The organism is Lysobacter claricitrinus (assembly GCF_045866565.1).
Classification (GTDB): Bacteria; Pseudomonadota; Gammaproteobacteria; order Xanthomonadales; family Xanthomonadaceae; genus Cognatilysobacter; species Cognatilysobacter claricitrinus.
The window spans coordinates 1,305,468-1,318,821 of the sequence record NZ_BAAFZV010000002.1 but is presented as its reverse complement, the minus strand read 5'-3'; the positions used below and the strand labels follow the sequence as shown (position 1 = coordinate 1,318,821).

Genomic DNA, 13,354 nt, shown 5'->3' with positions numbered 1-13,354 from the left:
CATGACCCTTGCCCAGCTCCGTTATTTCGTCGCCATCGCCGATTCCGGCCTGAACATCACCGTTGCCGCCGAGCGCGTGCACGCCACGCAGCCGGGGCTTTCCAAGCAGTTGAAGCAGCTCGAGGACGAGCTCGGCTTCCTGCTGTTCTCCCGCAAGGGACGCTCGCTGGACTCGATCACGCCCGCCGGCCAGCAGGTGCTGGCGCACGCGCGCCGGCTGCTCGCCGAAGCGACCAACATCCGCGCCTACGCCGCCAACGTGCGCGGCGACGCGCAGGGACGGCTTGTCATCGCCACCACGCATACGCAGGCCCGGCACGTGCTGCCCGTTGCGATCGCGCATGTGCGCAATGCGTATCCGCAGATGAGCGTGCACCTGCAGCCGACCGGCGAAGGCGAAGTGCTCGAGCTGCTCGCGCGCGGCGAAGCCGATGTCGCCGTGATCAGCACGTCCGGCGATGTTCCGGCGGGCGGCATCGCGGTACCGCTGTTCCGCTGGCGCCGCGTGGTGCTGGTACCGCGCGATCACGCGCTGGCATCGCTGTCGACGGCGCCGACGCTCGACGCGTTGGCGGGCTTCCCGCTGGTCAGCTACGAATCGTCGGTGCGCGCCGATTCGTCGCTGCGTCGCGCGTTCGCACAGCAGGGGCTGGAGCCACGCATCTCGATGACCGCGCGCGATGCCGACCTCATCAAGACCTACGTGCGCGCCGGCCTCGGCGTCGGGCTGCTGGCCGAAATGGCGGTGGGCGACGACGACCTCGATTCGCTCGTCGCGTTGCCGGCGCCGGACGTCGTGCCCGAATGCATCGCCTGGGCGCTGCTGCCGCGCGAACGGGTGTTGCGCGACTACACGCTGTCGCTCCTAACGGCGGTGGCGCCGCAACTCGATCGCACCGACCTGCGTCGTGCCGTGGCCGGAACCGACGAACCGGATTGGCCGGAGCCACCGGGCTGGGCCGCGCTGCGTCGGACCATTGCCGCTTAGCGACGCTCCGGCAACATCGTCGCGGGCAAAGTGCGGCGGTCAACGACGGAGGCGCGCCGCATGAAGTTCCTGTGCCTGGCCTACGGCAGCGGGGCCGACTGGAAGAAGCTGACGCACGCCGAGCAGGAGACGCTGCTCGCGGCGGACCAGCGCATCCGCGATCGCGGTGGTTACATCTCGGCCGTGCACGACGCGGCAACCACGGTGACCGCATGGGACGGCACGCCGAAAACGGAAGCCGCATCCTTCGCGACGGCGCGTTTGCCCATGGCCGGATTCTCGATCATCGAGGCGAACGATCTCGACGAAGTCGTGCGCCTGGTCGCCGAGACACCGTGCGCCCGTGCGGGCGGGGCGATCGAGATCCGCGAATTGCTGGATACGTCGTCGCACTGATGCGCACTACGCCGCGCGGCCCTCGCTGCCCCACGCCTCGTGCAGTCCGCATTCGCGTTTGAGCCCGAAAAAACGTGTGTCCTCGGCGCTCATGCCGGCTTCGAGCGGACGCGTGGTGTGCACGTCGCCGATCGAGACATAACCGTCGTGCCACAGCGGGTGGTAGGGCAGGTCGTGTTGCTGCAGGTAGCGGAAGACGTCGTAGTCCGTCCAATCGGCGATCGGGTGCAGCTTCCATCGGCCATCGCGCAGTTCGAGGAAGTCGACGCCCTCACGCGAGCGCGACTGGCTGCGACGCAGGCCTGCGATCCAGCAGCGCACGCCGAGGTCACGCAGGGCGCGCTGCATCGGCTCCACCTTGCGCAAGCGGTTGTAGCGCTCCAGTCCGTCCAACCCCTGTTCCCAGAGTCGGCCGAATCGCGCTTCCATCCATGCGATGCCGATCTGCGGGCGCACGACATGCAGGTTGAGCGCCAGGCGCTGCGAGAGCTCGTCGACGAAACGATAGGTCTCGGGGAACAGGTAGCCGGTGTCGACGAGGATCACGGGCAGGTCTGCGCGCTGCTGCGTCGCGAGATGCAGGCTCACCGCCGCCTGCGCACCGAAGCTCGATGACAGCGCGTGCTCGCCCGACAGGTTTTCGAGCGCCCAGGCCACGCGTGCCTGTGCGGTCCGCCGGCTGAGCCAATCGTTGAGTTCGGCGAGCGCACGCGGTGACTCCGCCGCGGTCAGTGGATCCGGCGCGCTCATGCGGCGACCTCCTGCAACGTCACGGCGATGGGGCGCGGGATGCCCACCACGCCGCTGCGCACGAGGAAATCGCCGAAGCGTTCATCGCCCATGCGCTCGCTCGCGTAACGCGCAAGCAGTGGATCGAGCGCTTCGACGATGCCGGCTTCGTCCACGTTCTCGCGATACGTCACATTGAGGCGTTGCCCGCGGTGGTCGGCGCCGAGGCGAAGCGCGTAGCGGCCGGGCGCCTTGCCGACCAGCGCGATCTCGCCGAGGTACGGACGCGAGCATCCGTTCGGGCAACCGCTGATGCGAACGTGGATCGGCGTGTCACGCAGGCCGTGACGGTCGAGCAGGGAATCGAAAGTGTCAAGGAACGACGGCAGGTAACGCTCCGCTTCGGCCATCGCCAGCCCGCACGTAGGCAGGGCGACACAGGCGAGCGCGGCGAGACGTGATGGCGTCGAACGTGCATGGCCGTCGAGGCCATGCATCGCGGCGATGGCATCGATGCGCGCGCGATGCGCGGCGTCGACATTCGCGATCACCAGGTTCTGGTTCGGCGTGAGCCGGAGCTGCGCGCCATCGATGGCCTGCAACAGTTCCGCGATCTCGCGAAGGCCGGTCTGTGGCGTGGCATCGGCGCCGTCCTGCACGCGACCGGACACGATGCGCAGCGTGAGATGGGCGCGGCCGTCGTGCCCGTCGACCCAGCCGAAACGGTCGCCGTTGTGATCGAAACCGAAGGCACGTGCGGGCGTCAACGCGAAGCCTGCACGACGTTCGACCTCGGCCTTGAATGCGCCAAGGCCACGATCATCGATGGTGTACTTCAGCCGGGCGCGCTTGCGCACCGCGCGGTTGCCCCAGTCGCGTTGCGTCGTGACGACCGCGACCGCGATCGCAAGGACGTGCTGCGGTTCGACGAAGCCGATCACGTCGGCGAGCCGTGGGTAGGTCTCCGCGTCGCCATGCGTTGCACCCATGCCGCCGCCGACGCTCACGTTGTAGCCGGCGACGCGCCCGTTCTCGACGATGGCGATAAAGCCCAGGTCCTGCGCGAACACGTCGACGTCGTTGGTCGGCGGAATCGCGAAGCCGATCTTGAACTTGCGCGGCAGGTAGGCCTCGCCATAGATCGGGTCCTGCTCGGGCGTGCCCGCGATGCGTTCCTCGTCCAGCCAGATCTCGTGATACGCACGCGTATTCGGCAGCAGGTGTTCCGACAGCGTCGCGGCCGTCGCGTAGATGTTGGTGTGCACGTCGGACTGAAGCGGATTCGCTGCGATCGCCACGTTGCGGTTGACGTCGCCGCATGCAGCGAGCGTGTCGATCAACGCCGCATTGATCGCCCGCATCGTCGCCTTCAGTTCGCGTTTGACGACGCCATGGAACTGGATCGCCTGCCGCGTGGTGATCCGCAGGCCGCGCTCGGCATAGGTCGACGCGATCGCATCGAGCTTGAGCCATTGAGCGGGCGTAATGACGCCGCCGGGCGTCCGCGTGCGGATCATGAACTGGTAGGCCGGTTCGAGCTTCTGGTGGCGGCGTTCTTCGCGCAGGTCGCGGTCGTCCTGCTGGTAGCTGCCGTGGTACTTGATCAGCGTCTGGTCGTCATCCGCGATCGCACCCGTGATCGGGTTGGCGAGGCTTTCCAGCAGCGAGCCTCGCAGCGCGCGGCTGTTCTTCTTGATGTCTTCGACCGAATGGGCGGTCATCGGCGTTCTCCGTGTGCGGTATCGAGGCTGGCGTACGTCAGCGTCGACAGCGCATTCGGGGGCCGGGATACCTGTGCAGCATCAGTAGACGTCCCGCGCGTAGCGGCCTTCGGCGAGGAGCGCATCGAGCCAGGCGCTCGCGTCCTCGACGCTGCGGCCGCCGTGGGTGGCGACGATGTCGACGAGCGCGGCATGCACGCTCCTGGACATCGCCACCGAGCCGCAGACGTAGACGTGCGCGCCGCCATCGAGCCACGCATGCACTTCGCGGCCGTTTTCATGCAGGCGCTGCTGCACGTACACCTTCTCGGGCTGATCGCGCGAGAACGCGACGTCCAGACGATGCAGCGTGCCGCGCTTGAGTGCGTGCTGCCATTCGAGCTGGTAAAGGAAGTCGGTACGCGCGTGCGGCGCGCCGAACAGCAGCCAGTTGCGGCCGGTGGCGCCGACATGCGCGCGGTGCTGCAGGAAACCACGGAACGGCGCGACGCCAGTACCGGGGCCGATCATCAGCACGTCGCGCGAGCCATCGCCGGGCAGGCGGAATCGCTCGTTGCGCTCGACGAAGACGCGCGCCCGGTCGCCCTCGCCGAGGCCGGCCAGAACGTGCGACGCCGCACCCCAGCGCGTGCGGCGGTCGACGTCGTACTCGACATGCGCGACGGTGAGGTGCGCTTCGTCACCCACCTCGAGCGGCGACGACGCGATCGAGTAAAGCCGCGGCATGAGCGGGCGCAGCGCGCTGACGAATGCATCGGCCGACCACGACGCGCGATGTGTGCGCAGCACATCGACGAGCTGTGTCGATTCCAGCAGGCGTGCGAGCCCCGCTTCGCCTCCCGCGGCGAGCAGCGCGGCGAGTTCGCCCGATCCGACCCGCTCGGCGTGCCGCGCGAGGACCGGACGTGACAGGCGCGTCACCTCGCGCTCGTGCAGCAGCCAGTCACGCAGTGGACGTTCCCGGCCCTTCGATTCGACGGCGACGTCGCCGTCCAGCGCGAGCGTGTCGAGGATCTCGTCCACTAGCGCCGGCGGGTTGGTCGGCCAGACCCCAAGCGCGTCACCGGGCTCGTACGTCAGGCCGGAACCTTCGAGCGAGAGTTCGACGTGCCGCACGTCGCGCGCCGCGCCACGCGCGGTGAGCCGTTGCACCGCGAGAACCGGCGCAGCGAAGGGTGCATCGCGATGGTGCGCGGGGGCCGTCGTGGGACGAATCGGCGTGACGGTCGCGAGCGTGGGCGCAGGCGTGAGATCGCGTACGGCGGCGTGCGCTGCGTCGATCCACGGCGTCGCCACCTCGTCGATATCGAGATCGGCGTCGCCGCGCGGCAGCCAGCGTCGTGCGCCTAGCGCTTGGAAGCGTTCGTCGAGTCGACGCCCGATCGCGCAGAACTGCGGATAGCTGGAATCGCCCAGCGCCAGAACGCCGAAACGCAGGCCGTCGAGGCGGGGCGCGCGCGTACCCACGACGTGTTCGACGAACGCGCGCGCGTCGTCCGGCGGATCACCATCGCCCTGCGTGCTGATGACGACGACGAGCAGCGTCTCCGACTTCAGCTCGCGCAGCGGGTAGTCGGCTGCGTTCAGGAGCCGCACGTCGACACCGGTATCGCCCAGCCGCGTGGCAAGCCGTTCCGCCGCGCGTCGTGCGTTGCCGGTCTGGCTGCCGTAGACGATGGTCAAACGTGGCGCATTTGCCGCGATGGCCGACGATGACGGCGAGTCGGCCGCGCCCTGCGAACGCGCCAGCGCGGCCGCGTAGCCCGACAGCCACCACAGTGCATCGCGCCCGAGCCCGTCGGTCAGGCGGTCGAGCAGCTCGACTCGACCGTCGGGCAGGGGGTGCGGAAGCAGCACGGCGGACATGGCGGGGCGCATCGGATCGGGGCGCACAGCGTCGCGCCGGCGGCTCATTCACGGAAAGGACGCGAGCTCATGTGCTCATGCCGCGACCGAACTTCCTGCGCCCGGCACCCGCGCGGACACTGGCGCTCCGACACCACCTGCGCCGCCGTGACTCTCCTGCAGCCCGCATTCGGCCTCGACGCCGCCCCGCACCGCCATAATCGCCGGGTCCGTTCCGTCGCCGTGCCGCCGATGCCGCTGCCCACCCTGAGCCACCTGGACCGCCTGGAGGCCGAGAGCCTCCACATCCTGCGCGAGGTGGCGGCCGGCTTCCGCAATCCGGTGATGCTGTATTCGGTCGGCAAGGACAGCTCGGTGCTGCTGCACCTGCTGGTCAAGGCCTTCCACCCCGCGCGTCCGCCGATCCCGCTTTTGCACGTCGATACGACGTGGAAGTTCCGCGAGATGATCGAATTCCGCGATCGGCGCGCCGCGGAAACCGGCATCGAACTGCGCGTACACACCAATCCCGACGGCATCGCCCGGGGCATCGGCCCGGTGTCGCACGGCGCGACGGTGCATACCGACGTCATGAAGACGCAGGCGCTCAAGCAGGCGCTTGACAAGTACCGTTTCGACGCCGCGATCGGTGGCGCACGCCGTGACGAGGAAAAATCGCGTGCGAAGGAGCGCGTGTTCTCGTTCCGCAATCGCCAGCATGCGTGGGACCCGAAGAACCAGCGTCCCGAGCTGTGGGATCTGTACAACACGCGTATCCAGTCGGGGGAATCCGTCCGCGTGTTCCCGCTGTCGAACTGGACCGAGCTCGACATCTGGCTCTACATTTACCGCGAGAAGATCCCGGTGCCGTCGCTGTATTTCGCAGCGGAACGTCCGGTGGTGGAGCGCGACGGTGCGCTGATCATGGTCGACGACGAGCGCTTCCCGCTGCTCGACGGTGAGATTCCTGCGATGCGCCGCGTCCGCTTCCGCACGCTCGGCTGCTATCCGCTTACCGGCGCGATCGATTCGGATGCCGACACGCTGGAAAAAATCATCGCCGAGATGCTGGTCGCCACGACATCTGAAAGGCAGGGTCGCGTGATCGACCAGGACCCGTCGGCATCGATGGAAAAGAAGAAGCGCGAGGGCTACTTCTGATGACGCGCTTCGACGATGCGGCCGCGACGGTCGCCGCCTATCTCGCCGATCACGAATCCCGTGGCCTGCTGCGTTTCATCACCTGCGGAAGCGTCGACGACGGCAAGAGCACGCTGATCGGCCGACTTCTGCACGACACGCGCGGCCTGTTCGAGGACCAGCTCGTATCGCTGGCCTCCGACAGCCGTCGTCACGGCACGCAGGGCGAACGCGTCGACTATGCACTGTTGCTCGACGGGCTCGAAGCCGAGCGCGAGCAGGGCATCACCATCGACGTCGCGTATCGATTCTTCAGCACGGCGAAGCGAAAGTTCATCGTCGCCGACTGCCCGGGGCATGAGCAGTACACGCGCAACATGGCGACCGGCGCGTCGACCGCCGACGCCGCGGTCGTGCTGGTGGATGCGCGCAAGGGCCTGCTCACGCAGACGCGGCGCCACAGCTACATCGTGTCGCTGTTCGGCATTCGCCACGTGTTGCTGGCCGTGAACAAGATGGACCTGGTCGGCTACGACCGCGACACGTTCGAACGCATCGCGGGCGAGTATCGCGAACTCGCGGCGTCGCTCGGCATCACGAACGTCACCGCAGTGCCGTTGTCGGCACTCGAAGGCGACAACCTGATCGCGCACTCGCCGAATACCGCGTGGTACGAAGGTCCGTCGCTGCTGGAGTTCCTCGAATCCGTGCCGGTCGACGCGCCGGCGAGCGATCTGGGATTCCGCCTTCCCGTGCAGTGGGTGAATCGCCCCAACCAGGACTTCCGCGGTTTCGCGGGTACCGTCGCCGCGGGCGCGGTGAAACCCGGCGACGACGTGGTCGCGCTGCCCTCGGGGAGGCGATCGAAGGTCGCGCGCATCGTCACTGCGGACGGCGACCTCGATGTCGCTGCGCACGGCAACGCGATCACGCTCACGCTCGCCGACGAGCTCGACATCAGCCGCGGCGACGTCATCGCGGCCGCGCACGATCCATCCGAAGTCAGCGACCAGTTCGCAGCGCACGTGCTCTGGTTCGACGAACAACCGTTGCTGCCCGGTCGCCCGTACTGGCTGAAGATCGGCGCGCGCGAGGTCGGTGCGAGCGTCACCGAGATCAAGCACAAGGTCGACGTCAATACGCAGGAATCGCTGGCGGCCAAGCATCTCGAAATGAACGAGGTCGGCTACTGCAACCTGTATCTCGACACGCCGGTGCCGTTCGAGTCGTACGCCGACAGCCGGGAGCTCGGGGCGTTCATCCTCATCGACCGCCAGACGAATGCGACCGTCGCCGCCGGCACGATCGACTTCGCGCTGCGACGCGCGGCGAACATCCATTGGCAGCATGTCGATGTCGACAAGGCCGCACGTTCGCGCCTGAAGGGCCAGAATCCTCGCTGCGTGTGGTTCACCGGCCTGTCGGGCTCGGGCAAGTCGACGATCGCGAATCTCGTCGAGAAGCGCCTGCTCGCGATGGGCCTGCACACCTACATCCTCGACGGCGACAACGTACGCCACGGGCTCAACAAGGATCTCGGCTTCACCGCCGAGGATCGCGTCGAAAACATCCGTCGCGTCGCCGAAGTGGCGAAACTGATGACCGACGCCGGCCTGATCGTGCTGGTGAGCTTCATCTCGCCGTTCCGCTCCGAGCGCCGTCTTGCGCGCGAGCTGTTCGACGACGGCGAGTTCGTCGAGGTGTTCGTTGATACGCCGCTCGACGTCGCCGAATCGCGCGACGTGAAAGGGCTCTACGCGAAGGCGCGCGCGGGGCGCATTCCGAACTTCACCGGCATCGACTCGCCGTACGAAGTGCCGGAGAACGCCGAACTCGTGCTCGATACCGTCAACGAGCCGGCCGAAGCGCTCGCGGCGCGCGTGGTGGAGGCACTGCTTCGCTGAGCGTCAGCGCGCGATGCGATCGCGCGCCTTGCGTCCGGTGATGCGCTGGTAGATCGCGATCAGCACGATCGCGCTGACGATGGCGACGATCCAGGCGATCGCGCCGCGTCCGGCCACCATGCCACCGATCGCTGCACCTGCGGCACCGATCAGGATGGTCATGATCAGGCCCATCGGGTCCGGGCCCGGCTTCAGGAAGCGCGCGAGCACGCCGATGATCGCGCCGCCGATCAGGTAACCCCAGAAGCCGTGGAACATGACATCGCCTCCGTCAGGAACGTCGATCGTCCCTGCCGCCGCGTCGGCGCCGCGTGCAGGAAACCGATCGCCGCAACATTGCGCGACGATCGGCATTCGGTCGATCAGCAGCAGCCGTGGTTACCGCGGTCTTCGCCGCCGGCGACCGCCGCGACACCGGTCGTCTCGCCGCGCTGCGAGGCGAGGTGATGCTCGTGGATTACGTGCGACACGCAGGCGGTGACGCGCTTGCCCATCGGGATGTGCAGGAACTCGTTCGGGCCGTGTGCGTTGCTGTGCGGGCCCAGCACGCCGGTGATCATGAACTGCGCGCCCGGGAACTTCTCGCCGAGCATGCCCATGAACGGAATGCTGCCGCCTTCGCCCATGTACATCGCGGGCTGGCTGAAATACGCGCGGCTGGATTCGTCGATCGCGCGACCGAGCCACTCCGACATCGCCGGCGCGTTCCAGCCCGTGCTGGCCTTCTCGAGTTCCAGCGACACGTGCGCGCCGTACGGCGGATTCTCGGTGAGCGCCTTTTCGAGCAGCTCGCCCGCGCGCTTGCCGTCCAGCGTGGGCGGAAGACGCAGCGACAGCTTCACCGCGGTGAAGGGGCGCAGCACGTTGCCGGCCGACGACAGCGCCGGCATGCCGTCGACGCCGGTCACCGACAGCGCCGGGCGCCATGTGCGGTTGAGCACGAGTTCGGTGAGGTCGTCCGCCATCGGCGTCATGCCGTCGAGGAACGGGAACTTGTCGAACACCGCGGTATCGAGAACGCGTGCGGCTTCCCTGGCCTGCGCCAGGCGTTCGGCCGGCACTTCGACATGCATGTCCTCGATGAGGATGCGACCGGTGTCTTCGTCCTCGATGCGCGACAGCAGGTCGCGCAGGATGCGGAAGCTGGACGGGACCACGCCCGACGCGTCGCCCGAATGCACGCCTTCGTGCAGCACGCGCACGGTGAGGTTGCCGCCGGCGAGGCCGCGCAGCGACGTCGTGCACCACAGCTGGTCGTAGTTGCCGCAGCCCGAGTCCAGGCAGACGACCAGCGATGGCTTGCCGATGCGGGGGGCGAGGTGGTCGACGTAGGCGGGCAGGTCGTAGCTGCCGGACTCTTCGCAGGCCTCGATCAGGATCACGCAACGCGAATGCGGCAGGCCCTGCTCGCGCAGCGCCATCACGGCGGTGAGCGAACCGAAGATCGCGTAGCCGTCGTCGGCGCCACCGCGGCCGTACAGGCGATCGCCCTTGATGACGGGCGTCCACGGGCCGAGGTCGTCGTCCCAGCCCGTCATCTCGGGCTGCTTGTCCATGTGGCCGTAGAGCAGGATCGGATCTTCGTCGCTGCCGCCGTTCGCCGCCGGCACGTCGACATAGATCAGCGGCGTGCGGCCTTCCAGGCGGATGACCTCGAGGTGCATGCCGTCGATGTTCTGCGCGCGGGCCCAGCGCTCCATCAGCGCGATGGCCTGGTCGATGTAGCCGTGGGCGGCCCAATCGGCGTCGAACATGGGCGACTTGCAGGGAATGCGGATGTAGTCGACCAGCTGCGGGACGATTTCGTCGTCCCACTTCTTCGACACGAATGCTTCGACGCGACGGGCGTCCATGGGGGCCTCGGGGGAGGGGAAAAAGCGGTCGACCATTCTAGCGCCCGGCGCGGATCGGACTTTTCCTACCCCACGGTACGGAGAATCCCGCACCCCGCCGGGCAGACGGCCGATCGGCCGGATGGGGCGGCACCGGGAGACTGTCCTCACCGGCCGACACGGCCACTTACCGACAGGGATTACGTCATGAAGCTTGCCCGCCTCTTCCAGACCCTCGCACTCTCGCTCGCCCTCGCCAGCACGGCAGCCGCCGCCACTCCGATGCCGCCGGCCCGCGCCGCCGCCCCGGCCGTCGAGCGCGTGAACATCAACACCGCCGACGCCGCGACGCTCGATCGCGTGCTGGTCAATGTGGGCCCGGCGAAGGCGCAGGAGATCGTCGCCTACCGCAAGACCAACGGCCCGTTCCGCACCATCGACCAGCTCGCGCTGGTGAAGGGCATCGGCCTCAAGACCATCGAGAAGAACCGCGACCGCATCGTGCTCGGCAGTGTCCCGGCCCGCCCGGCGACCGCCAGCCGCGTGCCGTCGCGCGCCGCCAGCCTGCAGCGCTGATCCGCTACACCGGTCGCAGGGAAAGACGGCCGGCAGGCACGGACGCCTGACATCCGGGGATGGACCCCGACAGGGGCGTATACCGTCGGCGGGCAGGGAGCCCGCCGGCGGTTCCGTGCGTGCGGGCTCCGTCGGCATACTGGCGAGGCCCGTCGCACGGACGTCCCATGCCCGCCCGATCCCGCGTCATTCCTTCGTACGAATACCGCCGCACGCGTTGGCGCAACGGCACGGGCTGGACGCGTGAAATCCACGCCGAGCCGGCGTCTGATGACGCGGACTGGGACTGGCGCCTGTCGATCGCGGAGATCACCGCCGACGGCCCGTTCTCCACGTTCGCAGGCATCGACCGCGAGCTGGTGCTGCTCGCGGGCGAGGGCGTCAGGCTGCAATTCGACGACGGCGAAGTAGCCGAGGTGCTGCCGCCGCACGGGCGTCATCGTTTCGCCGGTGAGCTTGCCGTGCACGGCGAACTCGTCGACGGCCCGACGCATGACTTCAACCTGATGTGGCGACGCGATCGCTACACCGCCGAGCTGTGGCGTCGACCACTGGTGGGCGCGATGGTGGTGTTCGCGGAGCCGGACTCGACATGGATCGTGCACCAGCTCGCCGGGCACACGCGCTTCGCCGACGGCAGCGGACTGCCAGACCTCGCGATGGCCGACACCGCGATCCTCCAGGCCGGCGATGCGCGCCTGCGCCACGTGCTCGACGGCGCGGGCGAAGCACTGCTGATCCGCCTCATGCCGATAGACGGTTCGACCGGCGCGGGGCTGTCGCTCGAAAGCGACGCCTGACCGCGCCAGTTAAGCCAGCGCCAGGCCGAGCGCCGCGACGAATACCAAGGTTGCTAGTCCCATCACGCTCAGCGCCATCTGCTTCATCGTGCGGCCACGCGCCCACATCCAGATGCCCGACACGCCGAGCAGCACCATGCCGATCGCGAAGCTGGTCTGCAGAACGCGCCAGAACAGACCGCCGCCCACACCCTTGTGCAGGCGGAGCAGCGCGGCCAGCGGCGACTGCTCGCTGCGCTTGAGCTCCGCCGTCGCGTTGCCCGGCACGTACTCGAACGTCCAGGAATGGCGCGCGCTGCCGCCCGACAGCGACCACTTGGCCGGCTGGTTCACGTCGCGACCCTCGACGCGCCCGCCTTCTGGCTTGCCGCCGCGCATGCTGGTCGCGTCGAGGTGATACGCCGTTCGCAACCACGCCGCGAGTGATTTCGGGTTTGCGCGTGCGTCCGCCGGAACTTCGATCGTCAGCGTGCCGGTCTCGCTCGATTTGCCCTGCGGCAGCGCGCTGTCGCCCATGCGATTGGCGAGGAACAGGCCGGTGAAGCCGAACAGCAGGGCGGCGAGCGCACCCCACGCGCCGACCCACAGGTGGATCTGTCGCACCCAGCGGTAGACGGTGTTGCGGGAGGCGGAGCGCGGCTTGGAAGTCGTCGGGGTCATTGAGGTCGGATCGTCATTGAAGATGGGCGTCATCCGTGCGCCGCGAAGGGTCAAGATCGCGCGCTGTCGTCAGGTCTCGGCCCAGCGACGAAGCAGGTTGTGATAGACGCCGGTGAGACGTACCAGCGGTTCGCGGTCGGCGCCGGTTTCCGTCAGTGCCTGGATCGACGCATCGAGCTCGAACAGCGTTCGGCGTTGTCCGTCGTCGCGCACCAGGCTCTGCACCCAGAAGAACGACGCCAACCGCTCGCCGCGCGTGACCGGCGCGACCCGGTGCAGGCTGCTCGACGGATAGACGATGAGATCGCCCGCCGGCAGCTTCACCTCGTGCTCGCCGTAGGTGTCGCTGATGATCAGCTCGCCGCCGTCGTAGTCATCAGGCTCGTTGAGGAACAGGGTGCACGAGACGTCACTACGGATCTGCTGCGCCGGCGTGTTCGCCGTCGCGTCGACCGCCATCACCGAACCGTCGACGTGGAAGCCGTATTCGCCGCCGCCGCGATAGCGGTTGAAACGCGGCGGAAACACGCGCGCGGGGAGCGTTGCCGCGTGGAACAGCGGGCTGCGCGACACCGCATCGACTACGACTGCCGAAAGCCGTTCTCGCAGCGGTGATGTGTCCGGCAGCTGTTCATTGCGCTTGACCTGCGCGCCCTGCGGTCCGACGGTCGTGCGACCATCGGACCAGTCGGCATCGCCGAGTACGCGGCGGATTTCCGCGAGCGTCGCGCCGTCGAGAACGCCAGGGACGTGCAGCAGCATC

General features: G+C 68.1%; 13 protein-coding genes. 6 read left to right on the top strand and 7 right to left on the bottom strand.

Going from position 1 to position 13,354, the window contains the following annotated elements; all coding sequences use genetic code 11:
* Nucleotide 1 precedes the first annotated feature (1 nt).
* Both ACKTTN_RS10950 and ACKTTN_RS10945 read left to right on the top strand, forming a co-directional pair.
* Nucleotides 2-988 carry a LysR family transcriptional regulator gene (locus ACKTTN_RS10950; RefSeq protein WP_407909867.1) on the top strand — a complete coding sequence of 329 codons (987 nt, stop codon included), beginning with the start codon at nt 2-4 and terminating at the stop codon, nt 986-988.
* A gap of 60 nt (nt 989-1,048) precedes the next feature.
* Nucleotides 1,049-1,384: a YciI family protein gene (locus ACKTTN_RS10945; protein ID WP_407909866.1), complete on the top strand. Its 336-nt coding sequence runs from the start codon at nt 1,049-1,051 to the stop codon at nt 1,382-1,384.
* 6 nt (nt 1,385-1,390) lie between these two features.
* Here the strand turns inward: ACKTTN_RS10945 and ACKTTN_RS10940 are convergent, their stop codons facing one another.
* The 3 genes from ACKTTN_RS10940 to ACKTTN_RS10930 form a co-directional block, all read right to left on the bottom strand.
* On the bottom strand, nt 1,391-2,134 hold the full coding sequence (locus tag ACKTTN_RS10940; protein WP_407909865.1) for a phosphoadenylyl-sulfate reductase: 744 nt from the start codon (nt 2,132-2,134) through the stop codon (nt 1,391-1,393).
* Entirely contained in the window at nt 2,131-3,834 is a 1,704-nt protein-coding gene (gene cysI / locus ACKTTN_RS10935) for an assimilatory sulfite reductase (NADPH) hemoprotein subunit (RefSeq protein ID WP_407909864.1), read from the bottom strand. Before cysI ends, ACKTTN_RS10940 begins: the two co-directional genes overlap by 4 nt.
* A gap of 81 nt (nt 3,835-3,915) precedes the next feature.
* Entirely contained in the window at nt 3,916-5,712 is a 1,797-nt protein-coding gene (locus ACKTTN_RS10930; RefSeq protein WP_407909863.1) for an assimilatory sulfite reductase (NADPH) flavoprotein subunit, read from the bottom strand.
* 219 nt (nt 5,713-5,931) lie between these two features.
* Between ACKTTN_RS10930 and cysD the strand changes: the two genes are divergently transcribed.
* Together cysD and cysN are read left to right on the top strand one after the other, a co-directional pair.
* Nucleotides 5,932-6,840, top strand: coding sequence for a sulfate adenylyltransferase subunit CysD (cysD, locus tag ACKTTN_RS10925; RefSeq protein WP_407909862.1), 909 nt, complete (start codon nt 5,932-5,934; stop codon nt 6,838-6,840).
* The gene (gene cysN / locus ACKTTN_RS10920; protein WP_407909861.1) at nt 6,840-8,723 is read left to right on the top strand and encodes a sulfate adenylyltransferase subunit CysN; all 1,884 of its coding nucleotides are present in this window, start codon (nt 6,840-6,842) and stop codon (nt 8,721-8,723) included. The genes cysD and cysN overlap by 1 nt, the downstream gene beginning before the upstream one ends.
* Before the next feature lie 3 nt (nt 8,724-8,726).
* Here the strand turns inward: cysN and ACKTTN_RS10915 are convergent, their stop codons facing one another.
* Together ACKTTN_RS10915 and ACKTTN_RS10910 are read right to left on the bottom strand one after the other, a co-directional pair.
* Nucleotides 8,727-8,981: a GlsB/YeaQ/YmgE family stress response membrane protein gene (locus ACKTTN_RS10915; protein WP_407909860.1), complete on the bottom strand. Its 255-nt coding sequence runs from the start codon at nt 8,979-8,981 to the stop codon at nt 8,727-8,729.
* A 104-nt stretch (nt 8,982-9,085) separates the two neighbouring features.
* Nucleotides 9,086-10,576 carry a M20 family metallopeptidase gene (locus ACKTTN_RS10910; protein WP_407909859.1) on the bottom strand — a complete coding sequence of 497 codons (1,491 nt, stop codon included), beginning with the start codon at nt 10,574-10,576 and terminating at the stop codon, nt 9,086-9,088.
* Nucleotides 10,577-10,837: 261 nt separating this feature from the next.
* On the opposite strand from ACKTTN_RS10910, the gene ACKTTN_RS10905 reads away from it, so the two are divergent.
* Nucleotides 10,838-11,131 carry a ComEA family DNA-binding protein gene (locus tag ACKTTN_RS10905; protein WP_407910071.1) on the top strand — a complete coding sequence of 98 codons (294 nt, stop codon included), beginning with the start codon at nt 10,838-10,840 and terminating at the stop codon, nt 11,129-11,131.
* A gap of 167 nt (nt 11,132-11,298) precedes the next feature.
* The gene (locus ACKTTN_RS10900; protein ID WP_407909858.1) at nt 11,299-11,931 is read left to right on the top strand and encodes a HutD/Ves family protein; all 633 of its coding nucleotides are present in this window, start codon (nt 11,299-11,301) and stop codon (nt 11,929-11,931) included.
* Between the two features lie 9 nt (nt 11,932-11,940).
* On the opposite strand, the gene ACKTTN_RS10895 is transcribed toward ACKTTN_RS10900, so the two are convergent.
* Nucleotides 11,941-12,591 (bottom strand): PepSY-associated TM helix domain-containing protein, encoded by a 651-nt coding sequence (locus ACKTTN_RS10895; RefSeq protein ID WP_407909857.1) that lies wholly within the window; start codon nt 12,589-12,591, stop codon nt 11,941-11,943.
* Nucleotides 12,592-12,660: 69 nt separating this feature from the next.
* Nucleotides 12,661-13,353 carry a Fe2+-dependent dioxygenase gene (locus tag ACKTTN_RS10890; RefSeq protein ID WP_407909856.1) on the bottom strand — a complete coding sequence of 231 codons (693 nt, stop codon included), beginning with the start codon at nt 13,351-13,353 and terminating at the stop codon, nt 12,661-12,663.
* Between the last annotated feature and the right edge of the window lies 1 nt (nt 13,354).

Bases quoted from the DNA above. Each gene is read 5' to 3' on its own strand.
- ACKTTN_RS10900 (WP_407909858.1), top strand. From the start codon at position 11,299: ATGCCCGCCCGATCCCGCGTCATTCCTTCGTACGAATACCGCCGCACG.
- ACKTTN_RS10905 (WP_407910071.1), top strand. From the start codon at position 10,838: ATGCCGCCGGCCCGCGCCGCCGCCCCGGCCGTCGAGCGCGTGAACATC.
- ACKTTN_RS10945 (WP_407909866.1), top strand. From the start codon at position 1,049: ATGAAGTTCCTGTGCCTGGCCTACGGCAGCGGGGCCGACTGGAAGAAG.
- ACKTTN_RS10895 (WP_407909857.1), bottom strand. From the start codon at position 12,591: ATGACCCCGACGACTTCCAAGCCGCGCTCCGCCTCCCGCAACACCGTC.
- cysI (WP_407909864.1), bottom strand. From the start codon at position 3,834: ATGACCGCCCATTCGGTCGAAGACATCAAGAAGAACAGCCGCGCGCTG.
- ACKTTN_RS10915 (WP_407909860.1), bottom strand. From the start codon at position 8,981: ATGTTCCACGGCTTCTGGGGTTACCTGATCGGCGGCGCGATCATCGGC.
- cysN (WP_407909861.1), top strand. From the start codon at position 6,840: ATGACGCGCTTCGACGATGCGGCCGCGACGGTCGCCGCCTATCTCGCC.
- ACKTTN_RS10890 (WP_407909856.1), bottom strand. From the start codon at position 13,353: ATGCTGCTGCACGTCCCTGGCGTTCTCGACGGCGCGACGCTCGCGGAA.
- ACKTTN_RS10940 (WP_407909865.1), bottom strand. From the start codon at position 2,134: ATGAGCGCGCCGGATCCACTGACCGCGGCGGAGTCACCGCGTGCGCTC.
- ACKTTN_RS10930 (WP_407909863.1), bottom strand. From the start codon at position 5,712: ATGCGCCCCGCCATGTCCGCCGTGCTGCTTCCGCACCCCCTGCCCGAC.
- ACKTTN_RS10910 (WP_407909859.1), bottom strand. From the start codon at position 10,576: ATGGACGCCCGTCGCGTCGAAGCATTCGTGTCGAAGAAGTGGGACGAC.
- ACKTTN_RS10950 (WP_407909867.1), top strand. From the start codon at position 2: ATGACCCTTGCCCAGCTCCGTTATTTCGTCGCCATCGCCGATTCCGGC.
- cysD (WP_407909862.1), top strand. From the start codon at position 5,932: ATGCCGCTGCCCACCCTGAGCCACCTGGACCGCCTGGAGGCCGAGAGC.